This window comes from Cryobacterium sp. TMT2-42-4 (genome assembly GCF_004402645.1).
Classification (GTDB): Bacteria; Actinomycetota; Actinomycetes; order Actinomycetales; family Microbacteriaceae; genus Cryobacterium; species Cryobacterium sandaracinum.
This window is the reverse complement of the sequence record NZ_SOFT01000025.1, coordinates 67889-90813: the sequence shown is the minus strand read 5'-3', so window position 1 is coordinate 90813 and position 22925 is coordinate 67889. Positions and strand designations below refer to the sequence as shown.

The 22925-nt window shown below is 68.5% G+C and carries 20 protein-coding genes; 9 read left to right on the top strand and 11 right to left on the bottom strand.

What is annotated here, in order from left to right; translation table 11 throughout:
* The first annotated feature begins 13 nt into the window (after positions 1-13).
* Both E3O18_RS09005 and E3O18_RS09000 read left to right on the top strand, forming a co-directional pair.
* The gene (locus E3O18_RS09005; RefSeq protein WP_166784910.1) at positions 14-1252 is read left to right on the top strand and encodes a glycosyltransferase 87 family protein; all 1239 of its coding nucleotides are present in this window, start codon (positions 14-16) and stop codon (positions 1250-1252) included.
* A 4-nt stretch (positions 1253-1256) separates the two neighbouring features.
* Positions 1257-1592, top strand: a complete 336-nt coding sequence (locus E3O18_RS09000; RefSeq protein ID WP_134395987.1) for a thiamine-binding protein — start codon at positions 1257-1259, stop codon at positions 1590-1592.
* 359 nt (positions 1593-1951) lie between these two features.
* Here E3O18_RS09000 and E3O18_RS08995 read toward each other — a convergent pair whose 3' ends face one another.
* From E3O18_RS08995 to E3O18_RS08965, 7 genes are all read right to left on the bottom strand, one after another.
* Positions 1952-2629, bottom strand: a complete 678-nt coding sequence (locus E3O18_RS08995; protein ID WP_255570043.1) for a response regulator transcription factor — start codon at positions 2627-2629, stop codon at positions 1952-1954.
* 69 nt (positions 2630-2698) lie between these two features.
* On the bottom strand, positions 2699-3994 hold the full coding sequence (locus E3O18_RS08990) for a hypothetical protein (RefSeq protein ID WP_134417939.1): 1296 nt from the start codon (positions 3992-3994) through the stop codon (positions 2699-2701).
* Positions 3991-5160, bottom strand: coding sequence for an ATP-binding protein (locus E3O18_RS08985; protein ID WP_134395985.1), 1170 nt, complete (start codon positions 5158-5160; stop codon positions 3991-3993). Before E3O18_RS08985 ends, E3O18_RS08990 begins: the two co-directional genes overlap by 4 nt.
* A gap of 130 nt (positions 5161-5290) precedes the next feature.
* Positions 5291-6778, bottom strand: a complete 1488-nt coding sequence (locus E3O18_RS08980; protein ID WP_134395984.1) for a DUF4389 domain-containing protein — start codon at positions 6776-6778, stop codon at positions 5291-5293.
* A 126-nt stretch (positions 6779-6904) separates the two neighbouring features.
* Positions 6905-8131, bottom strand: coding sequence for a homoserine O-acetyltransferase (locus E3O18_RS08975; protein WP_134397386.1), 1227 nt, complete (start codon positions 8129-8131; stop codon positions 6905-6907).
* Between the two features lie 274 nt (positions 8132-8405).
* Positions 8406-9737 (bottom strand): bifunctional o-acetylhomoserine/o-acetylserine sulfhydrylase, encoded by a 1332-nt coding sequence (locus E3O18_RS08970; protein WP_134417938.1) that lies wholly within the window; start codon positions 9735-9737, stop codon positions 8406-8408.
* Positions 9738-9854: 117 nt separating this feature from the next.
* Positions 9855-11051 carry an acyltransferase family protein gene (locus E3O18_RS08965; protein WP_134417937.1) on the bottom strand — a complete coding sequence of 399 codons (1197 nt, stop codon included), beginning with the start codon at positions 11049-11051 and terminating at the stop codon, positions 9855-9857.
* Positions 11052-11077: 26 nt separating this feature from the next.
* On the opposite strand from E3O18_RS08965, the gene E3O18_RS08960 reads away from it, so the two are divergent.
* Positions 11078-11857 (top strand): SDR family oxidoreductase, encoded by a 780-nt coding sequence (locus tag E3O18_RS08960; protein ID WP_134395980.1) that lies wholly within the window; start codon positions 11078-11080, stop codon positions 11855-11857.
* An 18-nt stretch (positions 11858-11875) separates the two neighbouring features.
* Here E3O18_RS08960 and E3O18_RS08955 read toward each other — a convergent pair whose 3' ends face one another.
* From E3O18_RS08955 to E3O18_RS08940, 4 genes are all read right to left on the bottom strand, one after another.
* Positions 11876-12931, bottom strand: coding sequence for a 2,3-butanediol dehydrogenase (locus E3O18_RS08955; RefSeq protein ID WP_134417936.1), 1056 nt, complete (start codon positions 12929-12931; stop codon positions 11876-11878).
* Between the two features lie 137 nt (positions 12932-13068).
* On the bottom strand, positions 13069-14712 hold the full coding sequence (locus E3O18_RS08950) for a cation acetate symporter (protein WP_134395978.1): 1644 nt from the start codon (positions 14710-14712) through the stop codon (positions 13069-13071).
* Complete coding sequence (locus E3O18_RS08945; RefSeq protein WP_104099874.1) at positions 14709-15068, bottom strand: DUF485 domain-containing protein; 360 nt, start codon at positions 15066-15068, stop codon at positions 14709-14711. Before E3O18_RS08945 ends, E3O18_RS08950 begins: the two co-directional genes overlap by 4 nt.
* 78 nt (positions 15069-15146) lie before the next feature.
* A complete protein-coding gene (locus tag E3O18_RS08940) occupies positions 15147-17081 on the bottom strand; it encodes an AMP-binding protein (protein WP_134417935.1) in 1935 nt (644 codons plus the stop codon).
* A gap of 87 nt (positions 17082-17168) precedes the next feature.
* On the opposite strand from E3O18_RS08940, the gene E3O18_RS08935 reads away from it, so the two are divergent.
* Genes E3O18_RS08935 through E3O18_RS08910 form a run of 6 tightly spaced genes read left to right on the top strand, consistent with a single transcriptional unit; the run spans position 17169 to position 22921 of the window.
* Complete coding sequence (locus E3O18_RS08935; protein WP_134417933.1) at positions 17169-17885, top strand: GntR family transcriptional regulator; 717 nt, start codon at positions 17169-17171, stop codon at positions 17883-17885.
* 42 nt (positions 17886-17927) lie between these two features.
* Positions 17928-19463 carry an MmgE/PrpD family protein gene (locus E3O18_RS08930; RefSeq protein WP_134397382.1) on the top strand — a complete coding sequence of 512 codons (1536 nt, stop codon included), beginning with the start codon at positions 17928-17930 and terminating at the stop codon, positions 19461-19463.
* Complete coding sequence (gene prpB, locus E3O18_RS08925; RefSeq protein ID WP_134397381.1) at positions 19463-20374, top strand: methylisocitrate lyase; 912 nt, start codon at positions 19463-19465, stop codon at positions 20372-20374. The genes E3O18_RS08930 and prpB overlap by 1 nt, the downstream gene beginning before the upstream one ends.
* Positions 20375-20420: 46 nt before the next feature.
* Positions 20421-21551, top strand: a complete 1131-nt coding sequence (locus tag E3O18_RS08920; RefSeq protein WP_134395973.1) for a bifunctional 2-methylcitrate synthase/citrate synthase — start codon at positions 20421-20423, stop codon at positions 21549-21551.
* 36 nt (positions 21552-21587) lie between these two features.
* Positions 21588-22205 (top strand): phosphoribosyltransferase, encoded by a 618-nt coding sequence (locus tag E3O18_RS08915; protein WP_104170202.1) that lies wholly within the window; start codon positions 21588-21590, stop codon positions 22203-22205.
* Positions 22202-22921 carry a Type 1 glutamine amidotransferase-like domain-containing protein gene (locus E3O18_RS08910; RefSeq protein WP_134417932.1) on the top strand — a complete coding sequence of 240 codons (720 nt, stop codon included), beginning with the start codon at positions 22202-22204 and terminating at the stop codon, positions 22919-22921. The genes E3O18_RS08915 and E3O18_RS08910 overlap by 4 nt, the downstream gene beginning before the upstream one ends.
* Positions 22922-22925: the final 4 nt, after the last annotated feature.

Sequence of the window (22925 nt, the reverse complement as noted above, 5' to 3'; positions counted from 1 at the left end):
GCGAAGGTGGAGCGTGCCCCAATCCGTCGCAGAACACCGGGCCGCCGGAGCCGGCGTGCCGACATCGCGAACGCTGCTCTGGGCCGGCTTCGCACTGGTGCACGGCGTGCTCTGGTGGCTCTGTTTCGCGTCCCCGGGCTGGCCACTGGGCGATGTGGAGGTCGTCTACCTCGGCTGGGCGACCGACGCGGCATCCGGTGCCGACATCGTGGGCATCACCACCGGCTTCGTCTACCCGCTGCTGGCCCTCCTGCCCATCCTGGCGCCGCTCGCGTTCGGACCCGACCTCTACGCCACCGGCTGGCTCGGGCTGGTGACCCTGCTGAACGCGGGGGCCTTCGCGCTGCTGCTCGGGCGGGGCCGCAACCGGCGTGCCCTGGCGGCGGCGGCCTGGTGGCTGGGTTTCCTGCTGCTGCTCGGGCCCGTCGCCCTCGCCCGGATCGATGCGGTCACCGTGCCGCTGGCGATCGCCGCACTGCTGTTCGTCGGCGCCCGGCCGGTCTGGGGCACAGTGCTGCTGACTCTGGTCACCTGGGTGAAGATCTGGCCGGTGGCCCTGGTGATCGCGCTATTCGTCGTCTCGAAGGACCGCTGGCGGGTGCTCGTCGCCGCGGCCGGGACGAGCCTGGGCATCGTGCTGGTGGCGCTCGGGCTCGGCAGCGGGGCGAACGTGCTCAGCTTCGTCGGCGAGCAGACGAACCGCGGCATCCAGATCGAGTCCCCGGTCGCCGGCCTCTGGATGTGGCCGGCCGCGCTGGGCCTGCCGGGCAGTTACCTCTACTACGACCGGCAGATCCTCACCTTCCAGATCATCGGCACCGGCACGAACGTCGCCATCGTGGCGATTACCCCCCTGCTCGCCCTCTGCGGGCTGGCCGTGGTGCTCCTGGCCTGCCAGCGGATGCGTGCAGGCGCCGAACCGGCCGGCCTGTTCCCGCCGCTGGTGCTGGCCCTGGTGCTGACCCTGATCGTCGTCAACAAGGTCGGCTCGCCGCAGTTCACGACCTGGCTGGCCGCGCCCATCATCCTCGGGCTGCTGGTGCGGGGGCGTGCCTGGTGGCTCCCGGCCGTGCTCGGGCTTGTCATCGCGGCCCTGACCCAACTCGTCTACCCACACTTCTACGACCTCCTGCTCGTGGCAGACTCGACCCTGGTGCTGGTGCTGACCGTGCGCAACGCGCTGGAGGTTGTGCTGCTCGGCTGGGCCGTGTGGCAGATCCTGTTCCCACCCACCCCCGATCAGAAGGAGTAACCCCATGCTGGTTGCATTCTCCGTCGCCCCGTCCGGCTCCCACGATGACGAAGGGTCGGTGCACGACGCGGTCGCCGCGGCCGTGCGCATCGTGCGCGCGTCGGGGCTGCCCAACCACACCGATTCGATGTTCACCACCATTGAGGGCGACTGGGACGAGGTCTTCGCGGTGGTCAAGGCCGCCACTGAAGCCGTCGGCGCCTGGGGGCCGCGGGTGTCCCTGGTGCTCAAGGCCGACATCCGGGGCCGCCGCACCGGGGAGCTGACCGGGAAGGTCGAGCGCCTCGAGGTGGCGCTGGCCGAGACCGCAGCAGCGGCGGCCTCCACACCGGCCGCGTAGCCAGGTGAATCCCCTCTGGATGCAGCGCGCTCCGGGAGTCAGAGCCGACCATACCGCGGGGCGCCGTTCGACCCCGGCGGAACGCCGTGCCGGGCGTCTAACCAATGCGACGGAGATTCTGGGTCAAACCCGTGTTTTTTCGCTTGAACGCGCTGTTGAGAGCGATATCTTCGTCGACTTTGTTCGGGCCGCCGGCCTCGGCGCGGTGTTGCCGGTAGGGCCTCGCCATCGCGGGTGACCTCGGCTACGTCGCCCCGGTCTGGATCGGCGTGGTGCTCGCGGAGGCACCTAGGCGATCCGCGTGGTCGGCGCGAGGCAGCCGGGCCCTTCGGCAGCCGGGCCCTTCGGCAGCGCCGAAGTCAGTCGCCCTGGAGCAGGATGCCGTCGTGGATGGCGCGCTTGCGCAGGGCGACCTTGGTTCCCACGTCGAAGCCCGCGAGGCGGTACTTCTCCCGGATGCGCTTGAGGTAGCTCTTGGCGGTCTCCTCGGAGATGCCGAGCTGGTGCGCGACGGCCTTGACCGGCTCGCCCGCGCCGTAGAGTGCCATCACCCGGCGCTCCTGCGCGCTGAGGCGGGGAGAACCGCCGTTCGCGCCGTTGTTGAGGGCCTCGTCCAGTTCGGCCGAGATGAAGGAGTCGCCGTCATAGGCTGAGCGGATCGCCTCGACGATCATCGTCGCCTCTTCGCTCTTCACCAGGTAGCCGAGCGCACCGGCAGCCAGCGCCTCGCGCACGAGCCCGGCCTCGGAGTAGGTGCTCATCAACACCGTCTTCACGCCGGCCGTCTTGAGCGTCGAGATCTTCAGTGAAACCGGGATGTTGTCCTTGAGGTCGAGGTCGAGGAGCACGACGTCGACGGGAAATTCGGGGTGGGTGAGCAGCTCGGGCCAGGTGGTGACGGCGGCGACCATGTTGATGTCGTCTGCGGCCCCCCGGATCCACTCGGTGAGGGCTCCCAACAGCATGCGGTGGTCGTCGACGAGGGCCAACCGGATGGGGTTGTCCTTGTTCGGCGCCTCAGTGCTCAACGTGGTTATGTTCGTCACTTCTGTCTCCTTGTGCTTCTGGCCCCGAATGAGAAGCTCAACAGCGTAGTTCCACGGACCCTAAGCATCCGCGGGATTGTCGATACTGCATTCGATTTCCAGATGCAGACTTCCGTCCCGGCTGGAATCGACGTGAGGGCCGACTATTCGGATAGCTTGCCACGTCTCGGGGTCCACTCGACGCCGTGGCACACCCGTCGTGGTCAATTCGATCGGAAATCGTAACTTCTGACGAGCGGAGACGCCGTGCGTGGGTCGGATCGGGCCGAGAGAGAGCGAAACGGATGCCTCGTCGCGGGTTGTGTCGCTGATCAGCAGCCAGATCGTGCGCAGAAGGGCATCGCGCTGGTCGGGGTCGAGCAGGCCGGCCAACCCCGCCGGGTCGTGCAGGCCGACGGACGGTCCCAGGAACTCGGACTCGGTGATCGCGTGGTGCAGCCAGGTCTCCCGGCGGCCCCGGATCAGGTGCAGCCGCAGTTGCGTGGCGAGGTCTGCCGCCGTCGTCGACTTCTCGGAACTCAGCGGCAGCGCCGTGCGACCCTTCGCGACGTCGTCGAGCAGAGTCTCCGCGTCGAGGTCGATGCGGGCGAGTTCCTCGGAGGCGAACATCCCCACCGCGAACCGCGGCTGGGAGATGGTGCTCTGCACCAGCACCAGGTCGAGTTCGCGCTGGGCCATCCGGCGGAAACCCCGAACCGTGGCGACGCCGAGCAGCGGAGGCAGGATGGCGAGGCTGATCGCAAGGAGGTCGGAGGCGAAGGTGAGCGCGTCGGCGCGCTCCTCGGTGAGCGCCCCGAGGAAGAGCAGCAGGCCGAGCGCCGTCGCGGCCGAGACGAGGTCGCGCCCGCGGCGCACGGTGGCCAGGGAGATGAGCAGGGTGCCGACGGCGGCGGCGGCGGTCGGGTAGACGCCGGAGTCGGTTTCGCCCCACGACCCGATTAGGTCGAGCACCACCACGGCGGCGCCGGCGGCGATGGCCGTGGCGAACAACCAGTCCGGCATCCGAGCCGAAAGGCGCTGCACCGTGATCAGTGCCAGGACCGTGGTCGCCATCAGGAGACCCCACGCGATGAGGCTGGGCGTCGGGTCGGGATATTCGGACCACTGAACGACGAACTGCCCGAACAGGAACAGGGTGATGAAGCCGCCACTGAACGTCAGGCCGATGCCGAGGTGACGGCCACCCAGGCCGCTCTGGTTGGCGCGCGTGGTCTGCTCGGTGCGTTCGGGGCGCCGGAAACTGCGCCGGTGTGCCCGGCGTTCCTGGCGGTCCTGGGTGCTCGGCTGGGCGGACCCGCCCGCCGCAGCGCGGCGCGCGTCACGGCGGCGGGCGCCGACGATGCCGGGCACGGTCACTTGGGCACCTCGAGCACGACCGTGGTGCCGGAGCCGGGGGAGGAGAAGAGGCGGGCGTTGCCGCCCACGTCGCGCAGGCGTGCCACGACCGATTCGGCGAAACCGAGGCGTTCGGCGCTGACGCCGCTGAGGTCGAAGCCGACCCCTGCGTCGGTGACCATGGCGCGCACGGTTGTGTCGTCATCAGTGATCGTCACGTCGGCGCGGGCGACGCCGGCGTGACGTCGCACGTTCTCGAGGCACTCGCCGAGGGCGAGGAGGAAGGAGTCGAGCACGTCGCTGGGCAGAAGAACCTGTCCGCTGCCGTGCCAGTCCACATCGAGGCCCATCCGCCCGAACCGTTGCTTGACCGATTCGAGGGTGCTTCCGAGCATTGACTCGGTGGCCGGCTCGAGCGTGTACACCCCGGAGCGGCGCGGGGTGGGGAGGCCGCCGAGCCGCAGCTGCCGCAGCAGCCGGGCGTCGTCGCCGGCCTGCTGGCGCAGTGCGGCCGGGCTGACGCCGACGCCGGAGTGCGCGAGGAGGGTGAGGGTGGCCAGCACGGTGTCGTGCAACAGCCGGGCATCCTGCCGGCGCTGGGCTTCGAGCTCGCTGGCATGGCGCTCGGCGAGGTGGGCCCGGCCGATGAAGGCGATGCGCGCCATGACGCGCGGCACGCTCTGGGCCAGCCACCAGGCCACCAGGGCGATGGCAAGCCAGGCGCTGAGGGTGAGCAGGAGGGGCAAGGTGGCGTCGGACGAGGCGCGGGTGGCGGCGAGCACGCTGGCTACGGTCGCACCGAATGCCAGGAACAGCACCAGCAGGCGGGCGGCGCTGACCACGAGCACGAGGGCGACGCAGCTCAGGGCTCCGGCGGCGATGCCGCCGATGATGGCCTGCTCGACGAGGTTCAGGCCGGTGGCACGCTGGCCCGACCAGCCCACGAGCAGGATCACGGCGATGCCGGAGACCAGGATCAAGGCGACCCAGCGCATCCGGCCGGACCGGCCGAGCAGATACTGGCCGGCCACCAGCAGCAGCAGCAGTGGCAGGCTCCGGGCCAGGGTGCTCACGGTCAAGCCGCCCGGGACGAGCATCGCGAGAAGCGCGGCGGCCGAGCCGGCCAATCCGCACAGGCGAGCCGCTCTGCGGAGCAGACGGTCACGTTCCTTGTAGATTCGTCGCATAGCGGCGCTCTCACCCCATTTGCCCTCTATACAGAACCCTACCGGCCCGGTGTCCGTTCCCTCGCGCGCTCCGTGGCATCCGTCGCCGTCCGCGCGGCCGAAGGCATTCCCGACGGGAGTGACCGGCGACTCAGGGCGTGCTCGACGCCGCTCCGCCGGCAGGGGCGGCGGGTGCGATCGGTGCTGGTGCGACCGCGGTCTCCGGGGTGTCGGCGCCGCCCTGGTCGAGGCGGAACGGTGGGTACTCGTCGCGGAACAGGGCGGTGTAGACGGCCACCCGGAAGATCCAGCGGTCGATGCCGAGGATCAGATCGAACAGGCTGCGCCGGTACCGACCGGTGAAGAGGAGAATGACCGCGGCGATCAGCACCAGCACCCCGATCAGGGACGGGACCGCGTTCGAGACCGAGTCGCCCTCGTCGTTCCGCCAGATCGTCGCACTTCCGGTGAGGGCCGCCACGACCAGCAGGTGCGGAATCGCCAAGAGCCACCATTTGACCAGGACGAGCCCGTGCGAGAGACGCGTAGGATAATCGACCTGCAGATCGGCGGGATAGTCGGCCGACGACGCCAGGCTGAACGGGGGGTACCGGTCAGTGCCGAGCGCCGAGTAGGCGTAGAAGGACACCCGCCAGCTCCAGCGCAGCACCCCGACGTTGAACTGGAAGAGGGCCGTCGGGTATCGACCGGTGAAGAGGATGGCGAACCCGGAGACGATGGTGGTGACGACGAACCCGAACCAGAGGAATAGCAGCACCACCACGTGCGGGAAGATCAGGATCCACTTCACCAACCACAACCAGCGGGACAGCCCCTCGTCGAGGGTTCCGGTCAACCGGGCGGGGAACGCCCGCTCACCGGTATGGGCAGCGGCAGCGGTGGCCCCGGGTGGGCCTGCTCCGACGAAAGTTGCTGCTCCGGGCGGTGTGTCGGGTGTGGCGCCGGGCACGGTTGAGGGCGGTGTGCCACGGCCCAGACCGATTGCTCCGAACACGGTCAGCACCAGGCCGATGAGAAGGATGAACAGGCCGACCAGAAGCAGCCCCACCGCCAGCGGGGCGAGGAACCCGAGGCGAATGCCGGCTTGCAGGGCGACCGAGACGCCGGGACTGGCATCCTCGTTCATTACGACGACCGCCCAGCTGCCGCTTGTCAGGTCCCAGTCGATCTCCTGAGTGCCGGGACCCTCGGCGGAGGACACCCAGAAGTCCTGGGCGCCGGGGGCCTCGGGAGCGCGGCTGCCCGGAGTGTCGTGGTACACCGCCTGGAAGGGATTGATGTTCAGGTCGCGCAGCTCTGTGGCATTCACCCCGGCCAGGTAGCGGTCGACGTCGGCCTGAGGCGCGACGCCGATGAAGACGTCCGCTGTGGAGGTGGAGACCGCGCGGAGCCGGAGACTGCCGATGTTCGCCGGGACGTCCTGGAGCTCGATCGAGCCGATCCGGGGGGAGGTGAGCGCGAACGACTGTACCGAGAACGAGCGGGCGGGGCTGGTGAGGTAGCCGTCCTCGCCCTGCGCGCTGACCACGGCGGTCGTCGCCCCGGCCAGGGCCAGCGAGAAGCCGAGCAGGGAGAGGACCGCGCCAAAGATCAACATGATAACGGAACCGGGTTTCATGGCGCGTGTCCTCTCATCGGGTACGTCTCGATTCAGGGTACGTCGCATTCACGGGCACGACTCGGTTCACGAGGGGTGTCGCGTTCCGTGGCCTTCCGGTCGACGTCGTCTTGATCCGGGACCGTGTCACGCACGATGCGAGGAAGCGGGACGGGTCAGAACGCGCAGAAGTTGCGCGCCGATCGCCTCGTTCTCGATCAAAAAACCGTCGTGGCCGAAGCCGGAGTGGAGCGTGACGGCATCCGTGCCGTCGATGTTGCCCTGCAGGTGGGCGGCGATGACCTGTTGGCCCTCGAGAGGGAAGAGGCGGTCACTGTCGATGCCGACGACGACGCTGAGCGCATCGATGCGGGAGAGGGCGGATGCGACACCGCCGCGGCCGCGGCCGATGTCGTGCGAGTTCATGGCCTCGACCAGCACGATGTAGCTGTTCGCGTCGAACCGCCGGGTGAACTTGTTGCCGTGGAAATCGAGGTAGGACTCGACGGCGAACCGGCCGCCCGCGCCGAGCGGACTGATCTCGCTTTGCCAGCCGCGCTCGAAGCGCAGGTTGAGCTCCTCGGAGCTGCGGTAGTTCAGCAGCGCCATCCGCCGGGCCAGGGCGAGGCCGCGGGTCGGGCCGTCGCCATCCGCGGCGTCGTAGTAGTCGCCGGAGCGGAAGAGCGGGTCGCTGCGGATGGCTTCGATCTGCACCGAATTCAACGCGATCTGGTCGGCGGTCGTCACCGGCGGTGCCGCGAGGATTGCCAGGCGGGCGACCCGGGACGGATGCTCGATGGCCCACTCGAGCGCGTGCATCCCGCCCATCGAGCCGCCGACGACGGCGGCCCAACGGTCGATGCCGAGACGGTCGGAGAAGGCGACCTGCGCTGCTACCTGATCGCGAATGGTGAGGTAGGGAAAGCGGGTGCCCCATTCGGAGCCGTCCGGGGCGAGGGAGGCCGGACCGGTGCTGCCCTGGCAGCCACCGATCATGTTCGGGGCAACCACGAACCAGCGGTCGGTGTCGATGGCCAGGCCGGGGCCGACGACCTTGCTCCACCAGCCCGCGGTCGGGTGGCCGTGGCCGGCCGGGCCGATCAGGTGGCTGTCGCCGGTGAGGGCGTGCAGCACGAGCACGGCGTTGTCGCCGCTCGGGGACAGTTCGCCCCACGTCTCGTAGGCGATCCGCACGGCGCCGAGGCTGCTGCCCGCCTCAAAGTGCAGCGCACCGACGTCGAGGAAACGACGGTTCCCCACGGGGTCGCCGTCGCGCCACGCACCCGTCGCCGGGGGTTTGCCGAGCAGGGACCGCGCCTGGGCTTCGGTCACAAAGCTCGACGGGACGGTGTCTGCCGAATATTGCCAGTCCATAGGCTCCCTATTCTGCCGGGTGAACAGCCTTTCCGGCTCATTGTCACCGCACCGCCTGGTCAGCGCACCGCACGCCCGGCCGTCGCCGCGGAGTCCACTCTGTTCGCACTCGGCGGAACCGAATCAGCCCGCCACCCGAACGCATTCGACGGAGATTTGGCCGATTCTGCCCTGAAACGGGCCGAAACCGGGTGTGGAAGGCAAAATCTCCGTCGAATTGGTTACCCACCCGCTCGGGGTGGTCACCCATCCGGACTGGCAGCGGCTGGACGTGTCAGGCGTTGGCGCGGGATGCCTGCACAACCGCGCGGGCGGCCGCCAGGCCGGTCTCGAGGTCGGCCTTCAGATCGGCGATGTTCTCGATGCCGACGGAGAGGCGCACCAGGCCCGGCGTCACACCGGCCGTGAGCTGCTGCTCCGGGGTGAGCTGCGCGTGCGTGGTCGAGGCCGGGTGGATGACGAGTGACCGCACGTCGCCGATGTTGGCCAGGTGGCTGAACAGGGAAAGGTTGTCGACGAGAGCGCGGCCGGCATCCACTCCGCCCTTCAACTCGAAGGACAGCACGGCGCCGACACCGCGGGGCGCGTAGGTATTCGCGGCGGCGTACCAGGGGCTCGACGGCAGACCGGCGTAGTTGACCGAGGCGATGTCGGGGTGGTTCTCGAGCCACTCCGCGATGTCCTGGGCGTTCTGCACGTGGCGTTCGATGCGCAGGCTGAGAGTCTCGATGCCCTGGATGAGCTGCCAGGCGCTCGCCGGGGCGATCGCGGATCCGAGGTCGCGCAGCAGCTGCACGCGCGCCTTGATGATGTAGGCGATGCCGTCGCCGACCGCGCCCGTGTAACTGACCCCGTGGTAGGACGGGTCCGGCTCGGTGAGGCCGGGAAACTTCTCCACGTTCTTGGACCATGCGAACGTTCCGCCGTCGACGATGACGCCGCCGATGACGGCACCGTGGCCGCCGAGGAACTTGGTCGCCGAGTGGACGACGATGTCCGCGCCGTGCTCGAACGGGCGGATCAGGTAGGGGGTGGCGATGGTGCTGTCGACGATGAGCGGCACCCCGCCGGCGTGCGCCACATTGGCCACGAGACGGATGTCGAGCACATTGATCTTGGGGTTGCCGATGGTCTCGGCGAAGAAGAGCTTGGTGTTGGGGCGCAGCGCCCGGCGCCACTCTTCGGGGTCGTCCTGGTTCTCGACGAAGGTCGTCTCGATGCCCAGCTTGGCCAGCGTGTACTTGAACAGGTTGTAAGTTCCGCCGTAGATCGAACTCGACGAGACGATGTGGTCGCCGGCCTGGGCGATGTTCAGCACCGCGAACGTGGAGGCGGCCTGGCCCGAGGCCAGGAGCAGGGCTGCGGTGCCCCCTTCGAGGGCGGCGACGCGCTCTTCGACGACGGCCTGGGTCGGGTTCATGATCCGGGTGTAGATGTTGCCGAATTCGGCCAATGCGAACAGGTTCTGCGCGTGCTGGGCGTTGTCGAACACGTAGGACGTGGTCTGGTAGATCGGGGTGGCCCTGGCATTGGTGGTCGGGTCGGGCTGGGCACCGGAGTGCACCTGCTTGGTTTCGAACTTCCAGTCTGCAGCGTTGTCGCTCATGAGGTGATCTCCCGGGTGATCCTCGACGAGCGTGGACCTTCCAGCGCTCTGCCAGCGATTCTAGGCAAGGGGTTGTCGAGCTGGCAACGGACACCGCAACACAGCGTCACGAAGCGGTCAGCGCGGCGTTCCGGCGGCAGGGTCTGCGGTCGGCGCGTCTGCGGGAGGCTCGGCGGGCGGCTCCACGGGAGGCTCGGCGGCGAGCGTCCCGGCAGGCGCGTCGAGGTGCGGAAGCACGATCGTGCCGGTGTCGGTGCGCGCCTTCTTGCGGAACAGCCAGCGGGCGCGCGGCTCGATCAGCGGGCGGAACACCCGGCGCACGATCCGCTGCGAGAGGGCGATGGAGATCAGCACGCTGAACCCGATCATCGCGGGCAGCACCCAGCCCGGCTGGGGTCCGCCGAGCACCCCGCGCTCGCGCAGGGGGAACAGCACGAAACTGTGCAGCAGGTAGATGTACATCGTGGCCGCGCCGTAGGGGGTGAACCAGAGCCGTCGCCGGGGCACGAGCACCAGGAATGCCACGATAAGGGCGAACGCGAGCAGCAGCAGACCCAGACGGATGCCGCCGGCCCAGAGCTGGTCGTAGCCGAACGCCGGGTAGGACTCGTCGTAGAGCAGGAACTGGCGCACCTGCGCCTCACGAAGGGCGTCGATGTTCGCCACGATCACGCCCAGCAGTGCCGTGAACAGGGTGACCGCGCCGATCCGCCAGCGCCACACCGCGGCGGCGTGCAGCCCCAGCCAGCGGTTGGTGACCTTCCACTGGCGTAACTGCCAGCCGAAGACGAAGAACGGCAGCAACCCGAGCGTGCGCGACAGCGCGAAGGTGCTGTCGATCGACGCGAAGTACCCGGCGCCGACGGAGATGATCACACTGATCAGCAGCGGATGGCGCAGCAGCACGAGGAAGGGCAGGGCGAGGCGCCAGGCCAGGAGGGCGATCAGGAACCACAGGGTCCAGGAGGGGGACGAGTAGTCCAGGCGGAATTCGCCGCCGAGTAGCCAGTGCACGACTGTCCAGATCGTCTCGAAGATCGCGTAGGGGAGCACGATGTCGGTGACCAGGCGATGCAGCTGGCGGGTGCCGAGCGGGCCCGACCGGGCGAAGTACCCGCTGACGGCGACGAACAGCGGAACGTGGAAGGCGTAGACGAACAGATAGAACTCGTAGGCGACATCCGACTCGGCGATGAGTTTCAGGATGGCGTGCCCGAGCACAACCAGGGCGATCGCGATCCAGCGCGCATTGTCCCAGAGCGGCACGCGTCGTTTCTGCACGTGCAGTATTCCGGTGGCGCGTGGGCTCATCATGCTGCTTCTCCGACCAGAATGGAGCCATGGGTACAAAAAGAGTCGTTGTGACCGGTGCGAGTTCGGGGATCGGTGCCGCCACCGTGCGCCTGTTCCGCCAGCGGGGCTGGGATGTGGTGGGGGTGGCTCGTCGCGCCGACCGCCTCGCGACGCTGCAGGCGGAGACCGGGGCGCAGGTCTTCACGGCCGACCTCACCCGGCAGGCCGACGTGGACGCGCTGCGCGACTATCTTGCGGCGTCCGGGCCGGTGCACGCACTGGTCAACAACGCGGGCGGCGCGGTGGGGCTGGACACCGTCGAGGACTCGAAGGTCGAGGACTGGGCCTGGATGTTCGAGATCAACGTGCTCGCGGTCAAGCGGGTCACGAGCGCCGTGCTGCCCTTGCTGCGGGCCGGGATCCGGGCGGAGGGCGGCGGCGCCGACATCGTCACGGTCACGTCCATTGCGGGTCATGTCGCCTACCTCGGAGGTGGAGGGTATAACGCGGCGAAGTTCGCTGCGCACGCCCTGATGGAAGTCTTGCGCCTGGAATTGAATGGCGAGCCGATCCGGGTGATCGAGGTTGCCCCCGGGATGGTGCAGACCGAGGAATTCGGGCTGGTGCGCTTCAACGGTGATGCGGAGAAGGCCGCCGCGGCCTACGCCGGGGTGCCGAATCCGCTCACCGCCGAAGATATTGCCGAGACGATCGTGTCGAGCGTCGAACGCCCGGCCCACGTCAACCTGGACCTGATCGTGATCAAGCCGGTCGCGCAGGCGGCCCCCACACGAGTCGCGCGGGGGCCGCTGGCACCCAAAGACTGACGCACTCAAGCGTTCTGCCTAGGGGTGGACCAGGATCTTCACAGCGGTGTCGTTGTGGTTGATCAGGGTGTCGAAGCCCTCGCTGATGAGGTCGTCGAGCGCGATCCGGCCGGTGATGAACGGCTTGAGGTCGATCTTGCCGCTCGTCACCAGTGAGATGGTCTCCTCGTGGTCGCGCGCGTAGGCGATGGTGCCGCGCAGGTCGATCTCCTTGAGCACGATCTTCTGCATGTCCACCGTGGCCGGGTGTCCCCAGATGGAGACGTTGACCAGCACGCCGGCGGGGCGCAGCGCGTCGAGCAGCGTGTCGAGCACGATGTTGACGCCGGCGCACTCGAACGCGACATCCGCGCCGACGCCGCCGGTGAGCTCGAGCACGCGGGCCTTGACGTTCTCGGTGGTCGGGTCGACGACGTAGTCGGCGGCGCCGCTCGAGAGGGACTTCTCCTTGCGGGCAGTGCTGAGCTCGCTCATGATCGTGGTCACGCCGATCCCCTTGAGGATGGCCGCCGTCAGCAGGCCGATGGGCCCGGCGCCGCCGATGAGGGCGACGTCGCCGGCCTTCGCGCCGCTGCGGACCACGGCGTGGTGCGCGACCGACAGTGGCTCGATCAGCGCGGCCTCGTCGAGGGGGAGGTCTCCGATCGGGTGCACCCAGCGCTGGTCGACGACGATTTTCTCGCTCAGGCCGCCGCCGCCGCCGGCGAGTCCGATGAAGCCCATCTTCTCGCAGAGGTGGTAGTTGCCGGCCTTGCAGGGCGGGCACTCGTTGCAGACGAAGTACGGTTCCACGACGACGTTGTCGCCGACCGTGAGGCCCTCCACGCCGTCGCCGACCTCCTCGATGGTGCCGGAGAACTCGTGCCCCATCGTGACCGGGAGGGATTCATGCGAAAGCGGATGCGGGTGGCCGGGCGCCGAGATGAAGATCGGGCCGTCGAGGTACTCGTGCAGGTCGGTGCCGCAGATGCCGCACCAGGCGACTGCGATCTTCACTGTGCCGCTGCGGGTCTCCGGCTCTTTGATGTTTTCAATGCGGACATCTTTCTGGCCGTGGAAACGTGCAGCTTTCATTGAGAATCTTCTCCAGTCGTGCGTCAAAGGCTCGGCACAGGCGGATGGTCTGGCCCTCTAGCCCGCGGATGACACTACTCCCCCCGGCTGGGGTGCAGCCGGGGGGAGTGGTGGTCATGCAAGTCGTACGGTTTCGATCAGTGCTCGGAGGCCTTCTCGGCGCCGAAGCCGGTCATGGACCGCACGGACATTTCCGCGGCCAGCAGCGGGTCTTCCTTGCGGGTGCTGGTGACCGAGCCGAGCCAGCCCAGGAAGAACCCGATCGGGATGGAGATGATGCCGGGGTTGCTCAGAGGGAACCAGGCGAAGTCGACGTTTGCACCGAACATCGACGTCTCCGTGCCGGAGAAGACCGGCGAGAAGATGATCAGACCGACGGTGACCGCAAGGCCGCCGTACATGCTCCACACGGCGCCGCGGGTGGTGAAGCCGCGCCAGAAGAGCGAGTACAGGATGGTCGGCAGGTTGGCGCTCGCCGCGACGGCGAAGGCCAGGGCCACCAGGAAGGCGATGTTCTGCCCCTGCACGCCGATGCCGCCGGCGATCGAGAGGATGCCGATGATGACGACGGTACGACGTGCGACCTTGACCTCGGCGTCGGGGTCACCCTTGCCCTTCTTGATCACGCTCATGTAGATGTCGTGAGCGAAGGAGGTCGCGGCGGTGATCGTGATCCCGGCCACCACGGCCAGGATCGTGGCAAACGCAATGGCCGAGATGAAGCCGAGCAGCAGCGGTCCGCCGAGCGCGAGGGACAGCAGCGGCGCGGCCGAGTTCACTCCGCCGGGAGCGGCGAGGATGACATCTGCTCCGACGAGCGCGGCGGCACCGAAGCCGAGCACCAGCGTGAACAGATAGAACGCACCGATCAGCCAGATCGCCCAGACGACCGAGCGACGGGCTTCCTTGGCGCTGGGCACCGTGTAGAAGCGCATCAACACGTGCGGCAGGCCCGCGGTGCCGAGCACCAGAGCGATGGCGAGCGAGACGAAGTCGAGCGGGTTCTCGCCGTATTTCAGGCCGGGCACCAGGATGGCGTCGGCCGGCACACTCGTCGAGGCGGCGATGGCCGAGTCGAGAAGCGCCGAGAAATTGAAGCCGTTGATGGCCAGCACCCAGACGGTCATCGCGAAGGCGCCGATGATGAGCAGGAACGCCTTGATGATCTGCACCCAGGTGGTGCCCTTCATGCCACCGATGAGCACGTACATGATCATCAGGCCGCCGACCACGGTGACCACGACGGACTGCCCGACCTTGTCGTCGATGCCCAGGAGCAGCGACACGAGGCCGCCGGCTCCGGCCATCTGGGCGAGGAGGTAGAAGAAGCAGACGGCAAGGGTGGTCGTCGCCGCGGCCACGCGCACGGGACCCTGACGCAGGCGGAAGGAGAGCACATCCGCCATGGTGTACTTGCCGGTGTTGCGCATGAGCTCGGCCACCAGCAGCAGGGCGACGAGCCAGGCCACGAGGAAGCCGATCGAGTACAGGAAGCCGTCGTAACCGCTGACCGCGATCGCCCCGACGATGCCGAGGAACGACGCCGCGGAGAGGTAGTCGCCGGCGATGGCGAACCCGTTCTGCGGGCCGGTGAAGGACCGGCCGCCGGTGTAGTAGTCGGCCGCGGTCTTGTTGTTGCGCCCGGCGCGAATGACGACGATCAGGGTGACCGCCACGAAGGCGAGGAAGATCGAGATGTTCAGCACGGGGTTGTTTTCCGCGGGTTCGACGGCTTGGGCCAGGCGGCCCGGCAGGGACTGCAGAATGCTGGTTGCGATCATTTCTTGTCCATCTCCTCAAGCTCGGCACGCAGCTCGGCCCCGAGGGGGTCGAGACGGCGGTTCGAGTACGACACGTACCACATGGTGATGGCGAAGGTGGTGACGAACTGGCCGAGGCCGAGCACCAGTCCGAGGTTGAACTTGCCGAAGACCGGGATTGCCATCACGTCGGGCAGGTAGGCCGCGACGAGCACGAAGGCGAAGTACCAGATGAAGAAGAAGGCGGCCAGCGGCAGCACGAACCCGCGGCGCTGCTTCTTCAGCTGGATGAACTTCGGCGTCTTCTCATACGCGATGTAGTCGATGGTGGACGGTTTTACTCCGTCCGGGAGTTTGTCTTTCAGTGATTCCGCCATGCGGGCTCCTTTGCTCCGGTGAAGGGATGTGACTGTGTGGGATGGTGCTGGGGTGATCTGTGGGGGTCGACTGGTGCTTCAGGCGTTCGGGCCGACTCCATGCACGGCCTGCTTGAGGGCGTCGAGAACCGTGGGATCCTCGATCGTCGGCGGCACGGTGTAGGGCTCGCCATCGACGATCTGCCGGATGGTCTTGCGCAGGATCTTCCCCGACCGGGTCTTCGGCAGCCTGTCCAGGATGGTCACGTCTCGGAACGCGGCCACCGGCCCGACGTGCTCCCGCACCAGCGCGATGAGCTCTGCGCCGAGAGTGTCGTGGTCGATCGTGGCCCCGGCCTTGAGCGTGACGAAGCCGGCCGCGCGCTGCCCCTTGAGCGCGTCGCGCACGCCGAGCACCGCGCACTCGGCGACCGCGGAGTGCAGGGTGAGCACCTCCTCGAGCGAGCCGGTGGACAGTCGGTGCCCGGCGACGTTGATCACGTCGTCGGTGCGGCCCATCACATAGAGGTAGCCGTCCTCGTCGAAGTGGCCTGAATCTCCGGTGGCGTAGAAGCCGGGGAAAGCCGACAGGTAGGAGCTTTCGAAGCGGTCTTCGCTGCCCCAGATCCCGAGCAGGGTGCCGGGCGGCAGCGGGAGGCGGATGGCGATGTTGCCGTCCTTGCCGGCCTTCGCGACCGGCTTGCCCTGGGAGTCGAGGATGGCGATGTCGTAGCCGGGCACCGGGAACGTGGCCGAGCCCGGTCTCGTCGGGATGTCGGCGATGCCCCGCGGGTTCGCGCAGATCGCCCAGCCGGTCTCGGTCTGCCACCAGTGATCGACCACCGGGCAGTGCAGCCCGTCATTGGCCCAGTGGTATGTCTCCGGGTCGAGGCGTTCGCCGGCCAGGAACAGCCCGTGCAGGCTGCGGATGTCATGCCCCGCCAGTTCGACCAGGTCAGGGTCGACGCGGCGGATGGCACGGATGGCCGTGGGCGCCGTGAACAGGACTGACACCTGGTAGTCCTCCACCACGCGCCAGAACGCCCCGGCATCCGGGGTGCCGACCGGTTTGCCCTCATAGATGACCGTGGTGGCGCCGACCAGCAGCGGGGCATAGACGATGTAGGAGTGGCCGACCACCCAGCCGACGTCAGAGGCCGCCCAGAAGACGTCGCCGGGCTTGACGTTGTAGATGTTGGCCATCGACCAGGCCAGCGCCACGGCGTGGCCGCCGTTGTCGCGGACGATCCCCTTCGGATTGCCGGTCGTCCCGGAGGTGTACAGGATGTAGAGCGGGTCGTCGGAGCGAAGGCTGATCGGCGCGGCCGGGGAGGCCTCGTTCTCCTCGTGGGCCCAGTCCAGCCAGGCCACGTCGCTGGTGCCGGCGTAGTCGGCGGCGCAGCCGGGGACCATCTCCCGGTCGCGCACGATGACGGTGTGCACCGAGCCCTTGCTGCGAGCGAGGGCGCGTTCGACCAGAGGCAGGTATTCGACTGCCCGGCCCGGTTCGAGGCCGCCGGAGGCGGTCACGATCACGGACGGTCGCGCATCGTCGATCCGCACGGCGAGCTCGCTGGCGGCGAAGCCGCCGAAGACGACGGAGTGGATGGCGCCGATGCGGGCACACGCCAGCATGGCGACGATGGCTTCCGGGATCATCGGCAGGTAGACGATCACCCGGTCGCCCCGGCCGACGCCGCTGGCGCGGAGCACGCCGGCGAAGCGCTCGACGCGTCCCAGAAGTTCGCGATAGCTCAGGCGCACCCGGGTTCCGGACATCGCCGAGTCGTAGATGACGGCCGTCTGTTCGCCGCATCCGGCAAGCACGTGGCGGTCGAGCGCGTTGTAGCTGGTGTTGAGTTCGCCGTCCGGGAACCAGCGCCAGGCACCGGGGAAGCGTTCCTCCAGCGCTACCGTCGGCGGCACGGTCCAGTCGATTGCCCGGGCTGCCTGCAGCCAGAACGCCGAACGCGTGTCGTCATCGATGCTTCTCTGCCACAGGTCGTGATACCCCGCCGATGCTTCCCCTGACATTCGAACCTCTCCGTTGAAGTTCCTATGTATACATTGAATTCGTGAAGTCTGGCACAAATCCCGCAATAAGGGAATAACATGTGATTTGTGTATACAGAAACCCCAACGACGGGGACCACGGCTCCGGTTCGCGCAAGTGAACGCGCCTACCGGCAGCTGCGCGGCGAGATTCTCGACGGCATCCTGGCGCCCGGCACGGGGCTGCTCGAGGTGGAGCAGGCCGCCCGGATCGGGGTGTCGCGCACCCCTCTGCGCGCGGCGATCGCCCGGCTGATCGCCGACGGTCTGGTGGCCGGCCGCACCGGCCGTGGGTTCATGGTCACCGAGATGAGCGTGGACAGAATCGGGGAACTCTACGAGGTGCGACGGGCGTTGGAGGAACACGCCGCCCGGATCGCCGCCGAGCGCCGCGACCCGGCGGTCTTCGAGGCTCTCCGCACGCAGTTCCTTGCGGCCCCGGAGCTGCTCCGGCACGGCAAGGCGGGACTACGCCGCTACTACGAGCTGATCGACGAGTTCGACCTGGCCCTTGACGTGGCCGTGGCGAACCCCTTCCTCGTGGGTGCGCTCGCCGGGGTGCGCACGCACCTCGCCCGCATCCGTCGCCTGGCCCGGGACAACCCGGACCGGCTCCGAAGCGCCGCCGCCGAGCACCTGCTCATCGTGGACGCCGTTCTGTCGGGTGACTCGTCGCTGGCCGCCCACGCCACGCACGTGCACCTCCACCAGAGCCTCACCAGCGTTCTCGCGACCCTCCGGGGATCGTCGGCCGTTCCGGCCGACCCATCGCCTCCACCGCGCTGACCGCACTATTCGAACCGATCGAACCAATCGAAGGGATCCACCGTGCAGCTCCACCACGTTCGTGTTCACCGCAGCGACGAGAACCTTGCCCGCACCGACCAGCTGGCCTGGAAGATCGCCCTGTGCGCCGCCGACCCGGTCGCGGTGAGCGACGAGGTGACCGAGATGATCGTCAACCGGGTGATCGACAACGCCGCCGTCGCCGCGGCGTCGCTGACCCGGCGCCCGGTGGTGTCGGCCCGCTCGCAGGCGCTCGCGCATCCGCGTTCGTTCAACGGCGTCGGGGCGACCGTGTTCGGTGAGCAGCGCTCCCGCCGGGTGTCACCGGAGTGGGCGGCCTGGGCCAACGGGGTCGCCGTGCGTGAGCTCGACTACCACGACACGTTCCTCGCGGCCGAGTACTCACACCCCGGCGACAACATCCCGCCGGTCGTCGCGGTCGCCCAGCACCTCGCCACCGCCCGCGGATTGACCGGTCGCGACCTCGTGCGCGGCATCGCCACGGGCTACGAGATCCAGATCGACCTGGTCAAGGGCATCAGCCTGCACGCGCACAAGATCGACCACGTGGCCCACCTCGGCCCGTCGGCGGCCGCCGGCATCGGCACCCTGCTCGGGCTCGACCCCGAGACCATCTTCCAGGCGGTGGGGCAGGCGCTGCACACCACGACGGCCACCCGGCAGTCCAGGAAGGGCGAGATCTCCAGCTGGAAGGCACACGCCCCGGCCTTCGCCGGCAAGATGGCGGTGGAGGCGGTCGACCGCGCTATGCGCGGCGAAACCAGCCCCACCCCGATCTACGAGGGGGAAGACGGCGTGATCGCCTGGCTGCTCGACGGCCCGGATGCCGCCTATGAGGTGTCGCTGCCGTCGAATGGTGAAGCCAAGCGCGCCATCCTGGACAGCTACACGAAGGAGCACTCGGCGGAGTACCAGGCGCAGGCGTGGATCGACCTGGCCCGGAAGCTGCACCGGGAGCACCCGACCCTGTCCGATCCGGCCAACGTCGTATCCGTCGTCATCCACACCAGCCACCACACCCACTACGTGATCGGCTCGGGCGCGAACGACCCGCAGAAGTACGACCCCACGGCCAGCCGGGAGACCCTCGACCACTCCATCCCGTACATCTTCACGGTCGCCCTGCAGGACGGCAGCTGGCACCACGTCGACTCCTACCGGCCCGAACGCGCCGGCCGGGCCGACACGATCGCCCTCTGGAACAAGGTGACCACGACGGAGGACAGCGAGTGGACCCGCCGGTACCACTCGCTCGACCCGGCCGAGAAGGCCTTCGGCGGTCGAGTCGAGATCGAGCTCACCGACGGCAGCCGGGTCGTCGACGAGATCGCCGTCGCCGACGCCCATCCGCTCGGCGCGAAGCCGTTCGGGCGGGACGAATACGTGCACAAGTTCCGCACCCTCGCGGCGGACGTGGTCGAGGAGGGCGAGATCGTGCGCTTCCTCGCCGCGGCCGAACGCCTGCCGCGGCTTGGCGCCGGGGAGCTCGGCCAGCTCACCATCGTGGCCCGTAACGGGTTGCTCGCCTCACTTCCCACCCCGAACGGAATCTTCTGATGTTGTACTCGACCGTCACCCCTGCCGCCAAGCGGGCCGCGTTCCGCGAGGACCTGGCGAGCGGCCGGCTGTTGCGCTTCCCCGGTGCGTTCAACCCGCTCTCGGCCCGACTGATCGCGGCAAAGGGCTTCGAAGGGGTGTACATCTCCGGCGCGGTGCTCTCGGCCGACCTGGGTCTGCCCGACATCGGCCTGACCACTCTCACCGAGGTGGCCGGCCGGAGCCAGCAGATCGCCCGGATGAGCGACCTGCCCACGATCGTGGACGCCGACACCGGCTTCGGCGAGCCGATGAACGTGGCACGCACGATCCAGACGCTCGAGGATGCCGGCCTGGCCGGCATGCACATCGAGGACCAGGTCAATCCGAAACGCTGCGGTCACCTCGACGGAAAGCAGGTCGTCGACGACGACACGGCGGCCAAGCGCATCCGGGCGGCCGTCGACGCCCGGCGCGACCCGAACTTCCTGATCATGGCGCGCACGGACATCCGTGCCGTCGACGGCCTGGCTGCCGCGGTCGACCGGGCGAAAAAGCTCGTCGACGCCGGGGCCGACGCGATCTTTCCGGAGGCGATGGCATCGCTGGCCGAGTTCGCGGCCATCCGCGCCGCCGTGGACGTGCCGGTGCTGGCGAACATGACCGAGTTCGGCAAGGGCGAGCTCTACACGGTCAAGCAGCTGGCGGATGTCGGCATGAACATCGTCATCTTCCCGGTGTCCCTGCTGCGCCTCGCGATGGGGGCGGCCGAACGCGGCCTCGACACCATCGAGGCGCAGGGCTCACTGACCGGCCTGCTGCCGGAGATGCAGCACCGGGCGAGGCTTTACGAGCTGCTCGACTACGAGTCGTACAGTCACTTCGATTCCGGCGTCTTCAACTTCACCCTCAACCCGGATGTTGCCTCGTAGCAGCCCGGCCCCGCACGCAGATCCAGTCTCAACGCAAGGGAGCGACATGAGTCAGAACGAACCGATCATTTACAAGGGCCTCGCCGGCGTCGTGGTCGACCATACGCAGGTGTCCAAGGTCAACCCCGAATCGAACTCGCTGCTGTACCGGGGCTACCCGGTGCAGGAACTCGCGGCACAGAGGAGCTTCGAGGAGGTGGCCTACCTGCTCTGGCACGGCGAGTTGCCGACCGACGTCGAGCTGGGCGAATTCGAGGAGCAGGAACGCTCCCTCCGGCACCTGACTCCTGCGGTGAAGCGCGTCATCGACGAGCTGCCGACGACGGCGCACCCGATGGACGTCGTGCGCACGGCGGTCAGCCTGATCGGCGCGAACGACCCCGATGCGGCCGACGCGTCGCCGGCGGCCAACCGTGCCAAGGGCCTGCGGCTCTGGGCCCAGATGCCGGCGATCGTGGCCTACGACCAGCGCCGCCGCCACGGCCTCGAGCTGATCGAACCGCGCGGCGATCTCGGCTACTCGGCCAACTTCCTGTTCATGACGTTCGGCGAGGTGCCCGAACTCGTGGTCGTGAATGCGTTCGATGTGTCCATGATCATGTATGCGGAGCACTCCTTCAACGCGTCGACGTTCACCGCCCGCGTGATCACCTCGACCCTGTCCGACCTGCACTCCGCGGTCACCGGAGCGATCGGCGCTCTCAAGGGCGCGCTGCACGGCGGGGCGAACGAGGCCGTGATGCACATTTTCGACGAAATCGGGCTCGGTTTGGGCGCCGGGGAGCGCGCCGAGACGTGGCTGAACGAGACCCTCGCCGCAAAGCGGAAGGTGATGGGCTTCGGCCACCGGGTGTACAAGCACGGGGACTCGCGGGTGCCGACCATGCGCACCGCGCTGGTCACCCTGGTCGAGCATTATGACCGGCCGGACCTGCTGGAGCTCTACGAATCCCTCGAGGCGGGGATGACGACGCGCACCGGCATCCTGCCCAACCTGGACTACCCGTCGGGACCGGCGTACAACCTGATGGGATTCGACACCCTCACTTTCACGCCGATCTTCGTCGCGGCGCGACTGACCGGTTGGACCGCGCACATCATCGAGCAGACCGCATCGAATGCCCTGATCCGTCCGCTCTCGCTGTATAACGGCCACGAGGAGCGACACCTGGCCTGAGCTCACCGTCACCGCGCCGTGACCTACCATTGGGAAATGGGATTCGACGCGGACGACGCTGCACGTGATGTGACCGGAATTGAGCGGGAAGTGCTGGGCTGGGACGTGTTCGCGGATGCGTCCCGCCAGCTGTCGAAGGCGGTGCTGTCGAGTGGTTTCCAGCCGGATGTCGTGATCGCCATCGCCCGCGGCGGGCTGCTGCTCGCCGGCGCGATGTCGTATGCGCTGGGCACCAAGAACTGCGGCAGCATCAACGTGCAGTTCTACACCGGCGTCGACGAGCGCCTGCCCGTGCCGGTCCTGTCGGGACCGATGCTCGACGCGCCTTCGCTGACCGGCCTGCGGGTGCTGCTCGTCGACGACGTCTCCGACTCCGGGCACACCCTCGCGATGGTCGTCGCGCTGCTGCGGGAAACCGCCTGCGAGGTGCGCACCGCCACCCTGTACACGAAGCCTCGCACCGTGCTGGTGCCCGATTTCACCTGGTGTGAAACGGACCGCTGGATCGTGTTCCCCTGGTCCTCCCTGCCGCCCGTGGCGGAGAGCCTCACCGGTGCGAGCCTGCCGGGCGGCGCACAGCTCGATGACGCTCTGCCTGTCGCGAGCCTGCTCGCCGCCAGCCTGCCCCTCGTGGCCCGGGGCGCCCTGCTGTGAGCGTGCACCTGGTCGGCGGCGGTTGGAACCCCCGGACAGACGCGGCCGTCTTCGGACCCTTCCTGGCCGAGGCCACGGCGCGCGGAGTCGCTGCAGGCCGCGCGGAGCCAGGCATCGCGATCCTCGTCGTGCGTGCCGAAGACGCCGCCGACCACGCCGCGAACCTGGTCGCCGCCGTCTCTGCGGCCGGCGAGTTCGAGCCGAAGGTCACCGTCGTCGCCCCGGGCGACGTCTTCACCCTGACCGCGGTGTCCGAGGCCGACGGAATCCTGGTCGGCGGCGGAGTCACCCCCGCCTACCTGGCCGCCGTGGCCCCGATATTCGGTGAGATCCGCCGTCAGGTGGCCGCCGGCACCCCCTATCTCGGATTCTCTGCCGGCGCGATGATCGCGGCCGAGCGTGCCCTGATCGGCGGCTGGCGCATGGGCGGCGTCGAGGTCAGCGGCGAACACGCCGCCGAGGGGCTCGACGAGATCACCGTCGAACCAGGCATCGGGCTGCTCGACGTCACCGTGGAGGTGCACGCCGCCCAGTGGGGCACGCTGTCCCGGCTGGTCGCGGCTACCGAGGCCGGCCTGATCGACGGCGGCCTGGCCGTCGACGAGAACACCGCGCTGGTCGTCGGCGAGGGCGCGCTCAGCGTCGTCGGAGCCGGCAGTGTCTGGCGGGTCAGCGAGGCCGACGGCGGGGTGCTCGTGAGCACCTTCGGGGCCTGAGCCG